The 15,249-nt window shown below is 66.2% G+C and carries 16 protein-coding genes; 5 read left to right on the plus strand and 11 right to left on the minus strand.

The features are described from left to right. The first annotated feature begins 69 nt into the window (after window positions 1–69). The 5 genes from ACWPXE_RS21805 to ACWPXE_RS21825 are packed head-to-tail and all read left to right on the plus strand — an operon-like array spanning window position 70 to window position 6,323. On the plus strand, window positions 70–1,569 hold the full coding sequence (locus ACWPXE_RS21805) for an aldehyde dehydrogenase family protein (RefSeq protein WP_454019461.1): 1,500 nt from the start codon (window positions 70–72) through the stop codon (window positions 1,567–1,569). A 33-nt stretch (window positions 1,570–1,602) separates the two neighbouring features. Then, window positions 1,603–2,802 carry an ABC transporter substrate-binding protein gene (locus ACWPXE_RS21810; protein ID WP_454019462.1) on the plus strand — a complete coding sequence of 400 codons (1,200 nt, stop codon included), beginning with the start codon at window positions 1,603–1,605 and terminating at the stop codon, window positions 2,800–2,802. Between the two features lie 30 nt (window positions 2,803–2,832). Beyond that, window positions 2,833–3,744, plus strand: coding sequence for a 3-hydroxyisobutyrate dehydrogenase (gene mmsB / locus ACWPXE_RS21815; RefSeq protein WP_454019463.1), 912 nt, complete (start codon window positions 2,833–2,835; stop codon window positions 3,742–3,744). A gap of 14 nt (window positions 3,745–3,758) precedes the next feature. Then, entirely contained in the window at window positions 3,759–4,739 is a 981-nt protein-coding gene (locus tag ACWPXE_RS21820; RefSeq protein ID WP_454019464.1) for a quinone oxidoreductase family protein, read from the plus strand. A 60-nt stretch (window positions 4,740–4,799) separates the two neighbouring features. Further along, complete coding sequence (locus ACWPXE_RS21825) at window positions 4,800–6,323, plus strand: AMP-binding protein (RefSeq protein WP_454019465.1); 1,524 nt, start codon at window positions 4,800–4,802, stop codon at window positions 6,321–6,323. Window positions 6,324–6,843: 520 nt separating this feature from the next. On the opposite strand, the gene nirK is transcribed toward ACWPXE_RS21825, so the two are convergent. From nirK to ACWPXE_RS21880, 11 genes are all read right to left on the minus strand, one after another. Then, window positions 6,844–7,908 (minus strand): copper-containing nitrite reductase, encoded by a 1,065-nt coding sequence (nirK, locus tag ACWPXE_RS21830; RefSeq protein ID WP_454019466.1) that lies wholly within the window; start codon window positions 7,906–7,908, stop codon window positions 6,844–6,846. A gap of 72 nt (window positions 7,909–7,980) precedes the next feature. Then, entirely contained in the window at window positions 7,981–8,448 is a 468-nt protein-coding gene (locus ACWPXE_RS21835) for a group III truncated hemoglobin (protein ID WP_454019467.1), read from the minus strand. A 20-nt stretch (window positions 8,449–8,468) separates the two neighbouring features. After that, window positions 8,469–9,131 (minus strand): alternative oxidase, encoded by a 663-nt coding sequence (locus ACWPXE_RS21840; RefSeq protein WP_454019468.1) that lies wholly within the window; start codon window positions 9,129–9,131, stop codon window positions 8,469–8,471. Window positions 9,132–9,525: 394 nt separating this feature from the next. After that, the gene (locus tag ACWPXE_RS21845; RefSeq protein WP_237907079.1) at window positions 9,526–10,056 is read right to left on the minus strand and encodes an RrF2 family transcriptional regulator; all 531 of its coding nucleotides are present in this window, start codon (window positions 10,054–10,056) and stop codon (window positions 9,526–9,528) included. Window positions 10,057–10,143: 87 nt separating this feature from the next. Continuing rightward, on the minus strand, window positions 10,144–10,560 hold the full coding sequence (locus ACWPXE_RS21850) for a cupin domain-containing protein (RefSeq protein WP_454019469.1): 417 nt from the start codon (window positions 10,558–10,560) through the stop codon (window positions 10,144–10,146). A gap of 71 nt (window positions 10,561–10,631) precedes the next feature. Beyond that, window positions 10,632–11,390, minus strand: a complete 759-nt coding sequence (locus tag ACWPXE_RS21855) for an SDR family oxidoreductase (RefSeq protein ID WP_454019470.1) — start codon at window positions 11,388–11,390, stop codon at window positions 10,632–10,634. Window positions 11,391–11,609: 219 nt separating this feature from the next. Next, entirely contained in the window at window positions 11,610–12,575 is a 966-nt protein-coding gene (locus ACWPXE_RS21860; protein WP_454019471.1) for a LysR family transcriptional regulator, read from the minus strand. Window positions 12,576–12,649: 74 nt separating this feature from the next. Then, on the minus strand, window positions 12,650–13,060 hold the full coding sequence (locus ACWPXE_RS21865; RefSeq protein WP_454019472.1) for an SDR family NAD(P)-dependent oxidoreductase: 411 nt from the start codon (window positions 13,058–13,060) through the stop codon (window positions 12,650–12,652). Window positions 13,061–13,147: 87 nt separating this feature from the next. Beyond that, complete coding sequence (locus ACWPXE_RS21870) at window positions 13,148–13,594, minus strand: cupin domain-containing protein (RefSeq protein ID WP_454019473.1); 447 nt, start codon at window positions 13,592–13,594, stop codon at window positions 13,148–13,150. Between the two features lie 27 nt (window positions 13,595–13,621). Continuing rightward, on the minus strand, window positions 13,622–14,374 hold the full coding sequence (locus ACWPXE_RS21875) for an SDR family oxidoreductase (protein ID WP_454019474.1): 753 nt from the start codon (window positions 14,372–14,374) through the stop codon (window positions 13,622–13,624). 29 nt (window positions 14,375–14,403) lie between these two features. Next, window positions 14,404–15,234 carry an alpha/beta fold hydrolase gene (locus tag ACWPXE_RS21880; RefSeq protein ID WP_454019475.1) on the minus strand — a complete coding sequence of 277 codons (831 nt, stop codon included), beginning with the start codon at window positions 15,232–15,234 and terminating at the stop codon, window positions 14,404–14,406. Window positions 15,235–15,249: the final 15 nt, after the last annotated feature.

Raw genomic sequence — 15,249 nt, forward strand, 5'->3', positions numbered from 1 at the left:
GCCCCCCGGCGCGCACCGGATCGGCACACCAGCCGCATTCGACCGGCCCCATTCAAAAAGAGACCGTCCATGACCGACCAGAACCTGGTTCTGAACACGACCCCCCATGCCCTCGCACGCGAGCTGTCGGGTTTGCTGCTGATCGGCGGCGAACTCCGGCCGGCGGCCAGCGGGAAGACCTTCGATGTCGTGAACCCCGCGACGGGCGACGTGATCGCCACGGCGGCGGACGGCGGCGAGCGGGACGTCGACGCCGCCGTCCGCGCGGCGGTCGCGGCGCAAGGCGCCTGGGCTCGCCTTTCGGCGCGCGAGCGGGGCCGGCTGCTGGTCGAATGCGGGCGCCGTCTGGTCGGCCATGCCGAGGAGATCGGGCGTTTGCTCGCCCTGGAGACGGGCAAGGCCATTCGCACCGAAAGCCGGGTCGAGGCGTCGCTGGTGGCGGACACCCTGACCTTCTATGGCGGGCTCGCGTCCGAGCTGAAGGGCGAAACCGTACCGTTCCACCCGAAGATGCTGACCTTCACCCAGCGCGAGCCGATCGGCGTCGTCGGCGCCATCATCCCATGGAACGTGCCGCTGTATCTGATGGCGCTCAAGATCGCGCCGGCTCTGGTCGCCGGAAACGCGGTCATCGTCAAATCCGCCGAGGAGGCGCCTCTCGCGGCCCTGCGCGTCATCCAGGTCATGAACCAGCTTCTGCCGGCGGGTGTCCTCAACATCCTGTCGGGTGACGGCCCCGGATGCGGCGCACCCCTGGTCACCCATCCGGGGGTCGGCAAGGTGACCTTCACCGGTTCGGTGGAGACGGGAAAGATCATTTCGCATCTGGCGGCCGACAAGCTGATCCCCGTCACCCTCGAGCTGGGTGGCAAAAGCCCGATGATCGTGATGGGCGACGCCGATCTCGACAAGGCCATCGACGGCGCCGTCGCGGGCATGCGCTTCACGCGGCAAGGCCAGAGCTGCACCGCCTCCTCGCGCATCTTCGTCCACGAGAGCCTTCACGACGCCTTCATCGGAAAATTGAAGGCGAAGGTCGACGCCATGACCATGGGCGACCCGCTGGACGAGGCGACGGACATCGGCACCATCATCTCGCCGCAGCAATTCGACCGGGTGCGGTCCTACATCGCGCTCGGCGAGACGACGGCGGGCGCGGTGGCGCACCGTTGCTCGGCCCTGCCGACGGACGAGCGGTTGGCGCGCGGCCTGTTCGTGCAGCCCGTCCTCTTCACCGGCCTTGCCAACGATCATCGGCTGGCCCGCGAGGAAATCTTCGGACCGGTCACCTGCGTGATCGCCTTCCGCGACTACGAGGACGCGTTGGCCATGGCCAACGACAGCGATTTCGGCCTCGCCGCGACCATCTGGACGCGCGATCTCCGCACCGCCCTCGACGCGACCCGGCGGCTCCAGGCCGGCTTCGTGCAGGTCAACCAGAACCTCGTGGTTCAGCCGGGCCTATCCTACGGCGGCTTCAAGCAGTCCGGCCTTGGCAAGGAGGCATCCCTCGAAGCGATGCTCGACCACTTCACGCACAAGAAGACGGTCATCATCAACATGGACTGATCAAGAACTCATCAAAAAGGGGAGGAAACAAGAATGCGTACGTCCTTCATCGCCGCGCTTCTGGCCACGACGACCTTGACGGCGGGAGCGGCCCAGGCCGCCGAGGTCATCCGGATCGGCGTTCTGAACGACCAGTCGGGCCTGTACAGCGAATTCGGCGGCGCCGGTTCGGTCGAGGCGGCGAGACTGGCCGTCGAGGATTTCGGCGGCCAGGTTCTGGGCAAGAAGATCGAGATCCTGTCGGCGGACCACCAGAACAAGCCCGACATCGGGCTGGCGAAGGCCCGCGAATGGTTCGACACCCAGGGCGTCCATGCCATCGCCGACCTGACCAATTCAGCCATCGCCATCGGGGTCCAGAACCTCGCCCGCGAACGCGGGAAGATCACCCTGGCCACCGGTCCGGGGACGACACGCCTCACCAACGAAGATTGCTCGCCCAACGGCTTCCACTGGATGTGGGACACCTATTCCCAGGCGGTCGGAACCGCCCGCGCCGTGGTCCAGGACGGCGGCAAGGACTGGTTCATGCTGACCGCCGACTATGCCTTCGGTCATCAGATGTCCGCCGACATCGACAAGACGGTCAAGGAGAACGGCGGCAAGGTGCTGGGGCAGGTCAGGCACCCGCTCGGCAACAGCGATTTCTCATCCTTCCTTCTCCAGGCGCAGGCGTCCAAGGCCGCGATCATCGGGCTCGCCAACGGCGGGACGGACACCACCAACGCGGTCAAGCAGGCCGCCGAGTTCGGCATCACCAGCAGCGGCCAGAAGCTCGTCGGGCTGGCCGTCCTGATCAGCGACGTGCACGCGCTTGGCCTCGAAAACGCCAAGGGGCTGATCGCGACCACGGCCTATTACTGGGACCGCGACGAGGGCAGCCGCAAGCTGGGCGAGCGCTTCGAGGCGCGCATGAAGCGCAAGCCCAACATGGTCCAGGCCGGCGTGTACTCGGCGGTGACGCATTACCTGAAGGCGATGCAGGCGGCGGGCACCGACGAAGGCACCGTGGTCGCCGCGAAGATGCGGGAACTTCCGGTCGACGATCTCATCACCACGGGCGGCAAGGTCCGCGCGGACGGCCGGGTCATCCGCGACATGTACCTGATCGAGGTCAAGACTCCGGCCGAGTCCAAGGGACCCTGGGATTACTACAAGGTTCAGCGCACCATTCCCGGCGATCAGGCGGCGATCCCCCTGAGCGAAAGCAAGTGCTCCCTGGTCAAGAAGTGACCCACTCACAGACCCTTCCGGAGAAAAATCATGGCGCGGATTGCTTTCATCGGACTCGGCAACATGGGCCGTCCCATGTGCGACAACCTGACCAAGGCCGGGCATGACGTCGTCGGGTATGACGTCGTGGCTGCGGCGCGCGACGCCTACGCCGCCGCCGGCGGTCGCGCGGCGGCCACGCTGGCCGAGGCGTTGGCCGATGCCGACACCGTCATCAGCATGATCCCGACGGGAAAGCATGTGCGGGCCGCCTTCGAAGGTGGGGGCGAGGACGAGGGTGGCGTGCTGGCGCACGCCCGTCCGGGCACGATGCTGATCGACTGCTCCACCATCGACGTGGAGAGCGCGCGGGCGGTCAGCAAGGCGGCGGCCGAGGCCGGTTTCGTCATGGTGGACGCCCCGGTGTCCGGCGCCGTTCCGGCGGCGCAGGCCGGCACCCTGACCTTCATGGTCGGCGGCACCGCCGAGGGCTTCGAGCGCGCCCGCCCGGTGCTGGCCGCCATGGGGCCCAAGATCTTCCATGTCGGCGCATCCGGGAACGGCGTGGCCCTGAAGATCTGCAACAACATGATGGCTGGCATGAGCATGGTCGCCATCAGCGAGGTGTTCGCCCTGGCCGAGAAGCTCGGGCTCGACCACCAGACGGTCTACGATGTCATGACCGTGTCCTCGGGCAATTGCTGGGCCTTGCAGAGCTATTGCCCGGTCCCGGGGCCGGTGCCGGCATCGCCGGCCAACCGCGACTACCAGCCGGGCTTCGCGGCGGCGATGATGCTGAAGGACATGCGCCTGTCCCAGAACGCGGCTGCCACCAGCGGCGCCGCCACGCCCCTCGCCGGCAGCGCCGCTGCGCTCTACCAGATGCTTGTGGAGCACGGTCACGGGAACAAGGATTTCAGCGCCGTCTTCGCCCTGATCACCGGACGGCTGACATCGGCGTGAAAGGGAAACCGATCATGGTTCATGCGATCCGCGTCCACCAGCCCGGTGGTCCCGAAGCCCTGGTCTGGGAGGAGGTGGCCGTGCCGCCGCCCGGCCCGGGGGAGGCCCTGGTCCGCCACACGGCGATCGGCGTCAACCTCATCGACACCTATCACCGCTCAGCCCTCTCCGGGCAGTACGCGATCCCGCGCCCGGCCGTGCTGGGCGTGGAGGGCGCCGGCGTCGTCGAGGCGGTCGGCCCCGGCGTCACCGATGTGACGCCCGGCGACCGCGTCGCCTACTGGATGCTGCTCGGCGCCTACGCCGAGCGGCGCATCGTTCCCACGCACCGCTTGGTGAAGCTGCCGGACACGGTGTCGGACGAGGTGGCCGCCGCCGCGATGGTCAAGGGGACGACGGCGCAGTATCTGCTGCATCGCGTCCATCCGGTCAAGGCGGGGGAAACCCTTCTCGTGCACGCCGCGGCGGGCGGCGTCGGCCAGATGCTGTGCCAGTGGGCGCACGCTTTGGGGGCGACGGTGATCGGCACGGTCGGCTCGCCGGAAAAGGCGGCCGTCGCCCGAGGCGCCGGCTGCGATCACGTCATCCTCTACCGCGAGGAGGATTTCGCCGCGCGCGTCCGCGACATCACCGGCGGTCGCGGTGTCGACGTTGTCTACGACTCCGTCGGGCAGGACACCTTCATGGCGTCGCTGGACTGTCTGAAGCCCTTCGGCCTGATGGTCAGCTTCGGACAGGCGAGCGGCCCGGTGGCGTCCTTGGATATCAGCGTGTTGGCGCAGAAGGGCTCGATCTTCCTCGCCAAGCCGACCCTGGCCACCGTCACCCGCAGCCGCGACGACATCGAGACCCTGGCCGGCGGGCTGTTCGAGGCCCTGGCCTCGGGCCGGGTCCAGGTCGGCATCGCCCATCGGGCGCCGCTGACCGAGGCCGCATCGGTGCACCGCGACCTGGAAGCCCGCCGCACGACGGGATCGATCGTGCTCATTCCCTGAAGCGAACCGTCCTTCGCCTCGGAATCACATGGCCCGCATCGCGGCGACAGGAACACCGGAATGACGCACAATCTCTACAGCCTGCTTTTGAAACCCGGAGCGGCGTCCGACGCGCGGGTGGCCCTGCGAACCGACACGGGGGGGACACGGACCTACGCGGACCTGCGGCGGACCGCCGGACGCATGGCGCACGTCCTTCACGAGGCCGGCGTCGGTCCGGGAAACCGGGTCGCCGTGCAGGTGGCGAAGTCGCCGGAGGCGGTGTGCCTTTATCTTGCCGTCCTGCAACTCGGGGCGATCTACCTGCCGCTCAACACGGCCTACACGCTGGCCGAACTGCGCTACTTTCTCGACGACGCGGAATCCACGGTGTTCGTTGGACAGACTCCGGTCGTCGGCGATCTGGCGCCGCCGGCCGGGTGCCGAACCTTCACGCTCGATCCGGACGGCGAAGGAAGCCTGACGGCGGCGTGCCGCGGTCTGCCGCCCTGGGAGCGTGTCGCCGAGGTCGGCCCCGACGATGTGGCGGCGATCCTCTACACCTCCGGAACGACGGGGCGCCCCAAGGGCGCCATGATCTCCCACGGCAATCTGGCCTTTGGCACCCGCACGCTGAACGCGCTTTGGGGCATCTCCGAAGCCGACGTGCTGTTGCATGCGCTGCCCATTTTCCACGCACACGGCCTGTTCATCGCCTTGAACTCGATGCTGTATGCGGGCGCATCCTCTGTTTTCCTTCCCAAATTCACGGCCGACGCCGTGATCGGGCATCTGCCGCACAGCACCGTGTTCATGGGCGTCCCGACGCTCTACACGCGCCTCCTGGCCGACCCGCGGCTCGCCAGGGAGCGCTGCGGAACCATGCGCCTGTTCACCTGCGGCTCAGCTCCTCTGTCACGGGAAATCTTCGAGGCGTTCGAGGCTCGCACCGGGCATCGGATTCTCGAACGCTACGGCATGACGGAAACCACGATCATTGCCTCCAATCCTCTCGACGGCGAGCGTCTGCCCGGCACGGTCGGCTACCCCCTGCCGGGGCTGGAGGTCCGGGTTGTGGACGCCGCCGGACAGCCGCAGCCTGCGGGCACGGTCGGCGGCCTCGAACTGCGCGGTCCGAACGTGTTCAAGGGCTATTGGCGAATGCCGGAGAAGACGGCGGCGGACTTCCGGCCGGACGGCTTCTTCATGACGGGGGATCTAGCGCGCGCCGCGCCGGACGGCCGTCTCACGCTGGTCAGCCGCGCGAAGGAGATCATCATTTCCGGCGGCTACAATGTTTATCCGCGCGAGGTCGAGATCGTGCTCAACCGCATCGAGGGGGTGGGCGAGACCGCGGTCTTCGGCGTTCCCCACCCCGATTTCGGCGAGGGCGTGGTGGCCGCCGTCGAGCGCCAACCGGGCGGCGAACCGCTCGATCCAGCCTCCATTCTCGCACGGGCGGCGCGCGAACTCGCCGGATACAAGCTGCCCAAGGCCGTGATCGTCCAGGATGCCCTGCCCCGAAACGCTATGGGAAAGATTCTAAAGAACGAACTCAGTTCGCAGCACAAGGACATGTTCAGGAAGCGAGACGCGACCGGTTGAGGTGTCGGCGCACGAAGGCAAAGGGCCATAGTGAATCGCGCCAGCGACGCCGAGCGATCCCGTCAATGCCGAAACCTGTCGTCAGCAGGCGGAGCATTGGTTCCGCGCGGCCCACGGCCGCACCGATCCCTGAGGCTCGCTGATACAGTTGTCGGTATCCTCGGGCCGTGGCGACCTGACCCAGACCAAATGGCCTTCGGAAAATCCGGAGCGGTTCAATCACTATGTCCTCATCGACTGGAGCGACGAGTTCCAGCGCAGCATCCGTTTGCGAGATCCGGAGCTTCTGTCCTCGGCCGCGCCGAGGAACGCGCTGAGCGGATCGCACACGACGAGCCGCGGCGCCGCATCATAAAAGGATGGAAAGGTCATAACCGGATCATGCCACGATGATGCGCGGGCCTCTTTGTCCTCGCGCAAACGGCACGGCCAAGCACCCGTGGCAAGCGGGAAATGCCCAACGGAGGAAGGCAAGGGTCTCGCCCCCCACCCTCCCCCTGCGCATCCCACCGGGGTGGGATCAATGCTTCATCTCACCGAGATGCTTGCGGGAGTCGCCGCTCTTGTCGAGGATGACGCTGTCGTCCGCCTTGCCATCGACTTCCAGAATGCCGATGAGCCCCTTGGTGGCGCGGCTCAGAGCGTGGTCGACCAAGGCGTACTTGCCCGGATAGTCGACCTTGAACTCCACCATCGTCGCCCCGCCCGGCGCCACCGTGACCGTCTGCACGTTCTTCAGCGGCGGCGTGTCCAGGGCACCGAGATTGTGGACGCGATCGAAGATCTCGCCGATGACATGGAACGACGAGGTGAAGTTCGGCCCACCGACACCGAACCAGATGCGCACGGTTTCGCCCACACTGGCCTTCAGCGGCTTGTCCTTCACCAGCCCACCCACGGCGCCGTTGAACACCAGATAGCCGGGCTTCTCGTTGACCAGGCCGTCGTAGTCGTCCTCCGCCGCCGGCAGGTTCTTCGCCTTGGTGGCGTAGATCTCCTGCTGCATCACGTAGAATTCCTTGTCGACCTTCGGCAGGCCGCCTTCGGGCTCCACCACGATCAGGCCGAACATGCCCTTGGCGATGTGCTGGGCGACCATCGGGGTGGCGCAGTGATAGACGTAGACGCCCGGCGCCATCGCCTTGAACGAGAATTCCTTGGTCTGGCCCGGCTCCGCCTGGGTGATCTGTCCGCCGCCAAGGAAACCGGTGGCCGCGTGGAAATCAATGGAATGGTTCATGATCGATCCGGGCGCGTTCGTCATGGACACGTTCACCGTGTCGCCGACACGGACGCGGACCATCGGGCCGGGGACCTTGTTGTTGAACGTCCAGTAGGTGTAGGTCGTGCCGTCATCCAGCCTGGCTTCGACCTCGGTCGTGGTCAGCACGACATTGTGGGTCTTGGGCGCGCGCGTGCCCGCCGCTTCCGGCGCCGGGACCGCCGCGGGGTCCTGGACGATGTCGACCGTCGGCTCCTTGACCTTCGGCTCGGCGTACAGCGTGGTGGCCGATGCGGCGCCGATCCCCGACAGGGCGATGAGGGCGGCGGCGCTGACGGTGGCGAGGAAGGTCTTGGTTTTCATGATGCAATCCAGGGCGAGTGTTGCTTCTGAAGCCAACATCCCGGATTTCACGCCCCGATTACTTGACGGTCGTCAAGAATTTGAAGAAAGGGCAACGCCCTGTTTTTTTGTATTTTGCTTGCCTTTGTCACAACTCCAATAAAGCCCTGTGAGCAGGCTGCGCGCGATGTTGCGCGCGCGGTCGGTGAAAAAAGCGGCGGCGGCGGGCGGGCAGACCTCGGCGGCGGTGTCGGAGAACAGCGGCAGCCAACGGTCAAACTGCGCCGGCCCGATGTCTAGGTTGGCATGCACCGGCATCGGACGGCCGTGGTAGCGGCCCGAAAGCAGGGCGACCGACGACCAAAAATCCTCCATGGTGCGCAGATGCGGCTCCCAGTCGGTGATGGTCCGGTCGAACACCGGCCCCAGCGTCGCGTCGGCTCGAACCTTTCCGTAGAAGGCATGGACGAGCGTCCGGATCATCGCTTCGTCGATGCCGGTTGCGGCGACGCGTTCGGCGATGACGATGTCCCGGTGCGTGCGGTGGGGTGCGGCGTTCATGGTCAATGGCTCCTTCCCGGTCAAGCAGCCTTGCGCGACTCGTCGCGGCGGTCCACGTCGGCGGACGGCCGGCCCGCCAGCGTGTCGGCGAAGCCGTGGTTCACGTCGCGATGGTTGGCCTCGTCGTTGCGGACGGCGAGTACGACATCGCGCAAGGTCGCGGTTTCCGGAAGCTTCCAATAATCTATGGCGAGGCGCGGGGCCGGCGGGTTTGCGTGCCGACCGGCGTCGATCTCGGCGAGATAGCCGGTGTAGCTGACCACCGCTTCCTCTTCGAAATAGCCGACCACGCGGTGGGCCGTCTTCGGCGAGATCAGGTACAGCAGGAAAAAGGCGTTGTAGAAGGCACCCTGGGTCAGCAGGATCAGGACGCGTTCCAGCCAGTTCGGTTTCGCCACCTCGATGAAGGTCATGAGGTGCATGCGTTCGTTCTCCGCCTCGTCGAGCAGGGTGTGAATCCAGCCCTGGTCGTGCTGCATGCGGCGCAGGCAGCGCAGGTGCTGCAGTGTGGCTCCGACCATTCCGGGAACCGCCGCCACCGTTTCCAGCACGATGGCGCGATGCCCGTAGCGTTTGGCGAAGAAGGTGTCGGCCAGCAGGCGCAGCGCCTTGGTGAAGTCCAGGGCGATGCGGTCACTGAGGTCGCGCGGCGTGTGATGCGTGGTGAGGATGAGAGGCTTCATGATGTGAGCTCCTTGGCTCCGGTGCGCTGGCGCGCCCGATCGACGATGGCCGACGGCGTCTTCAGCGTGAGTGGATGTCCGGCGGATCGAGCGCGTCGCCGTTGGCGCCAATCGCGCGATGCCATGGCAATAACATGCAACAAAAATGCATCTTTAAGAATGGGCAGATTGTCGCATCAGTCCGCGTTCGAAGTGGGCCCTAGGCGCCTGATGCCTTATGGGACGCATATCGGACGCTGAAGCGGATAATAAGCAGACTGCATTGCAGAACGAAGATCAATGGCAAGCTGAAAATATTCATTTTCTATAAATGTATATGGGCGGCCCGGTCTCTTCGGCGGATCCGGGCTTGATGCCTGACGTGCCGCCCTTCGCTTCCGGATTGAGGGGCGTTTCAGCTGGATCGCGATGTGCGTGCTGTGGTCCGGGCGCTGAACCGCTCCTGGATCCAGTTGGCGATTTCGTCGGAGAACTCTGCCGGGGCCTTCCGGCCGAATGTGTTGGCAACGTTGGCAAGCGTCTCTTGGGCCAGTACGGCCCGCATCGCCTTTTCCGCGCGAATCATCACCGCATGGACCGCACAGACACCGGATGTCGCCCAGGAGGGCGGTCGCTGGCCGAACACTGCACAGCGACCGCGGATTTCCTGGCAATCGAAAAGCGGCTTGTCGCCTTCGATCGCATCGACAATGTCCAGAAAGGTGATGTCTTCCGGCGCTTTGGCGAGCCGATAGCCGCCGCGCACGCCTTCGCTGGCCATGACGAGTCCGGCCTTTTCAAGCTTCGGGAAAATCTTGGCCAGAAACGACGGTGAAATGCCCTGCAGTTCGGCCAGGTCACGGCTGCTCAGTGGCTGGTTGCCCGATGAGACCAGCCAGAGGAGGCAGTGAATGCCGTACTCAACGCTGACGGTGAGATGTGCCATGGCCGGTTCCGCTAGAAAACAGGGGAACGGGGACATTAATAATCCGCGTTTCAAAGTGCAAGCCGTCCCTGTTCCGCAACGTCTCCGTCACTTCTTGTCCGGCGTGGTCAACTCCGTATCGGCGGTGTCGACGATGAAGACCGCAAGGAGTTTCGCCGGCTTGGTGTCGCTGGCGTTGGCGCTGACCCCATGATGGTCGCCCGGCAGTTCGGTGAAGTTCTCGCCGACACGATAGGTTTTGGCCGGGCCGTCATTGACCTTGCTGCGGATCGCCCCTTCCAGCACGGTGGCGTAGATGAGCGCCGACTTCGCATGGGTATGGGCAGGTGAAGAGCCGCCCGGACCATATTCGACCAGCACGCCCTTGACGCTCTTGCCGGGCACGTCGGGCAGTGCGTGTTCGTAGACCAAAGTCACCTTGGCATTTTTCGACTGGGGAGTATCCGCGAGAGCCGTGGCGAACGGCAGGGTCGCGACCAGCAAGGGGGCGAGAAAGCGTTTCATGGTTCTGCTCCTTCGGCAATCGATGGCTTTGATTGGACGCCGGTTAACGACGCCCTGCGGCGGAAAATCGATCAGACGCCGGCCTTGGACCGATTGAGCCAGTCAGTCAGGTTGATCTGGCCGAGGCGGGCCGGGCCGGTGGGGACCAGGGAAAACTCGGTGACGCGGCCGCCGAAATAGCGGGCTGCCGGATCGCTGACAGCGGTGCGGCGGTCGCCCACCGCCGTCAGATAACGGCCGACGATGTCGGCGAAGGGGCCGCGGTCCGGACCGGCAATGTCGATGAGGCCGTTGAGCGGCTGCGCCAGGGCGGTCTCTGCCAGAATGGCCGCCACATCGTCCGCGGCAATCGGCTGGAACTGCACCGGCGCCAGCCGCACCGTGTCGTCGCCGTCGGCATGGCCGTCGGCGATGCCGGCGAGGAATTCCAGGAACTGGGTGGCGCGGACAATGGTGTAGGAAATGCCGGACTGCGCGATCAGCCGTTCCTGTTCCACCTTGGCACGGAAATAGCCAAGGTCGGCGACGCGGTCGGTACCGACGATCGACAGGGCGACATGGTGGCGGACACCGGACTTCGCCTCGGCCGCCGCCAGATTGCCGCCGGAGGTCCGGAAGAAGTCGGTCACGACCCTTTCGTCGAAGGACGGGGCATTGGACACGTCTACGACGACCGCAGCGCCGTCCAGCGCACCGGCCAATCCTTCGCCGGTGAGGGTGTTCACGCCCTTGCTGGGCGAAGCGGCCACGACCTCATGGCCGCTGGCGCTCAGGGTGGCGACAAGCTTGGAACCGATCAGTCCCGTTCCACCGATGACGACGATTTTCATGAGTCCCTCTCCTGTCCGACGGGCATCCGTTGCCTGATTGAGCAGCCGGGGAATGGCGAAAGGCGGAAGCGGGCATTCGGTCCCTGCTGATCGCCGTGATCCGGCCGCCATCCGGTAACGCGGACAATATCCGTCTGCGTTCAGCCGCGCAAGCAAAAACGCGGACTAATTTTATCAGCGTTTCGGTGGCCGAGTGCTGATGGCGCCTTTTAAGGCTGTTCAGTCCTGACGCAGGGTCAACCCGTCGGGCCCGGCTTCCGATTGTGCAGAGGTGGGGTCGAAGGGGTTCAGCCATTCGCGATGCCGGGCGAAATGCACGGCCAACAGGTCAATGAAGGTTCTCACCTTGGTGGACAGGTGATCCCGGTGCGGATAGATGGCGTTGATGGCGAACTCCACCGGCCGGTGGTCCGGCAGCAGCCGGCACAGGGCTCCGCTGCGCAAATCGTCCAGTACGATAAAGCTGGGGAGCAGCAGCAGCCCCTCGCCGCTCAAAGCGACCCGCAGCAGGGTTTCCGCGCTGTTGGTCAGCAGATTGCCGGACACCCATGCCGACACGCCCGACTGGTCCGGTCCGATGAAACGCCACTCATTGCCGAACGGATAATGGCTGTAGCGCAGGCAATTATGGTTCGCCAGATCCTCCAGGTTTTGGGAAATGCCGTGCTTTTCCAGATAGGCCGGCGCCGCGCACAACACGTGCCGCCAGGGCGTCAGCCGCCGGCAGATCAGGCTGGTGTTCTGCGGCTGCAACGGGTGCACCGCGAGGTCGAATCCTTCGTCCACGATGTCCACCGAAGCCTCGCCGATGGTCAGTTCCACCGAAATTGCCGGGTAGCGCGTGACGAAGTCGCCGATCACCGGCGCGATGAAGCGGGCGAGGTGCGTGCCGATGTGCAGGCGCAGGGTTCCCCGCGGCGTCGCGTTCAGCGCCACCGCCAGCTCGTCCGCGGCTTCCAGATCGGCGCGGATGGTGACGCAGCGGTCGTAATAGGGGCGGCCGGCGTCGGTCAGGCTGACCCGCCGCGTGGTCCGGTTCAGCAGGCGGAGCGCCAACCGGTCCTCCAGCGCCTGGACATGGTTGCTCACCATGGTGACGGACAGGTTCAGCCGCCGCGCCGCCGCGGAGAAGCCGCCGCACTCCACCACCCGCACAAAGGCCGTCAGGCTCGTCAGCCGGTCCACGCGCACCGCCGCCGCCCTGGTTCGCCACGATTATCCACTCACACTGGATTAGCTTTCCAGTCTTTCCCGAATTTTCAACCGACGCCCCCGCACCCATCCTGACATCGCGGTCCGGGACGGCCAAAGCCCCCGGGAATACCTCGGAAAGGATGGATGCCGTGGTTGAACTCACTCACGGCAAAGAGGCCCAGAACCTTCTCGCGCGGTGTGGATTCGAACACGCCGAACAGGCCGAAACCGGCGTTGTTCACAAGCACGTCGATCCGGCCGAAGCGGTCGATGGCCGCCGCGACCGCCGCCTCGATGCTCGCCGGATCCTGGACGTCCAGCCGCGTGACCAGGACACGGTCCAGCGCGGCGAATTCGCCGCCGGCCCCCGGCGAGCGCATGGTGGCGACGACGTTCCAGCCGCGGGCGGCGAACAGACAGGGAGTTGCTTCGCCGAAGCCGCTCGAACAGCCGGTGATGAGCACGGTGCGGGTCATGGGGGCCTTCCTTGTCGGGAGCGTTCATTGCGAGGCCGCTCCATTGGTTGCGATAAGCCAGCCGTCCTTCGCGGCCGGGAGGGGGCATCACTGTCGGTCGGGAGTCGTCAACTCCGTCTCCGCCGTGTCGACCACGAAGACCGCAAGGAGCTTGGCCGGCTGGCTGTCGCTGGCGTTGGCGCTGACGTTGTGGTGGTCGCCCGGCAGCTTGGTGAAATTCTCGCCGGCCTGGAAGGTCCTGACCGGGCCGCCGTTGATCTGGCTGCGCACCGCCCCCTCCAGCACGGTGGCGTAGATGAGCGCCGATTTCGCGTGGGTGTGGGACGGCGAGTAGCCGCCCGGGCCGTATTCGACCAGCACGCCCCGGATGCTTTTGCCGGGGACATCCGGCAGCGCGTGCTCGTAGACCTGCGTGACCTTGGCGTTCCGGCTTTCCGCCAGGTCGGCCAGGGCGATGGACGGCGGCAGTGCGGCGAGGGCCAGGGCCGCGGTGGAGAGCAGGACGCGCGTCAGCGCGCCGGCATGGCGAGTCATGGGAATTCTCCGGATGGGTGGTCAGGATCAGCGGCGCGGTGCCCGGCGGAGCCAGGCGTCCAGGCCGATGCGGCCGAGGCGGGCCTCGCCGGTCGGCACCAGGGATAGTTCCTCGACGCGGCCGCCGAAGTAACGGGCCTCCGGGTCGCCGACCACCCGGCGGTCGTCGCCGACCGCCGCCATGTAGCGGCCGACGATCGCCGGGAACGGCGCGCGGTCCGGGCCGGCGATGTCGATGACGCCGTTGCGCGGCGCGCCGAGCGCCGTCTCGGCCAGGATGGCCGCCACATCGTCGGCGGCGATCGGTTGGAAGAGACCGGTGGCCAGCCGCACCGTGTCGCCGTCTGCGTGGGTGGCGGCGATGGCCCCAAGGAACTCCATGAACTGGGTGGCCCGGACGATGGAGTGGGAAATGCCGGAGGCGGCGACCAGCCGTTCCTGCTCCGCCTTGGCCCGGAAATAGCCGTTGTCGGGCATCCGGTCGGTGTTGACGATGGACAGGACGACATGGTGCCCGACACCAGCGGCGGCTTCCGCCGCGAGCAGGTTGCGGCCGGACGTCTGGAAGAAGTCCATCACCGCCCGATCCTCGAAGGAGGGCGCGTTGGCAACGTCGATCACCACCGCGGCGCCGGCGAGGGCGTCGGCAAGGCCGACGCCGGTGATGGTGTCGACCCCCGTGCTGGGCGACGCGGCGACCACCGCATGGCCGTGGTCACGCAGTAGGGCGGCGAGCTTGGAACCGATCAGACCGGTTCCGCCGATGATGACGATCTTCATGGGATGCGCCTCGGATCGGGGGCCGGGCGTCAGCCGGCGATGAAGGACAGGAGATCGGGGTTCACCACGTCGGCGTGGGTCGTGCACATCCCGTGCGGGAAACACTCGTAGACCTTGAGGGTGCCGGCCTTGAGCAGCTTGACCGACAGCAGCGCGGAATCGGCGATGGGCACGATCTGGTCGTCGTCGCCGTGCATGACCAGCGTCGGCACGTCGATAGCCTTGAGGTCTTCGGTGAAGTCGGACTCCGAGAAGGCCTTGACCCCGTCATACTGGGCCTTGGCGCCGCCCATCATGGCCTGCCGCCACCAGTTTTGGATAACGCCCTGCGATACCGCCGCACCGGGCCGGTTGAAGCCGTAGAAGGGGCCGCTCGGGATGTCGAGATAGAACTGCGCCCGGTTCGCGGCGAGCTGGCGGCGGAAATCGTCGAACACCGCGATCGGCAGGCCGCCGGGGTTGGCCGCGGTCTTCACCATGATAGGGGGCACCGCCCCGATGAGGACGAGCTTGGCGACGCGCCCCCGGCCATGGCGGGCGACGTAGCGGGTGGCTTCGCCGCCTCCGGTGGAATGGCCGATGTGGATGGCGTCGCGCAGGTCGAGATGCTCCACCACCGCCGCGGCATCGGTCGCGTAATGGTCCATGTCGTGACCCTCGCCGACCTGCGCGGAACGCCCATGGCCGCGGCGGTCATGGGCGATCACGCGATAGCCCTTGTCCGCGAAGAACAGCATCTGGCTGTCCCAGTCGTCCGCGCTGAGCGGCCAGCCGTGGTGGAAGACGACGGGCTGCCCCCTGCGGGGACCCCAATCCTTGTAGAAGATCGAAACGCCGTCCTTGGTGGTGATGGTGCTCATGGTTGGACTCCGGTC

The organism is Azospirillum sp. Marseille-Q6669, assembly GCF_965111635.1.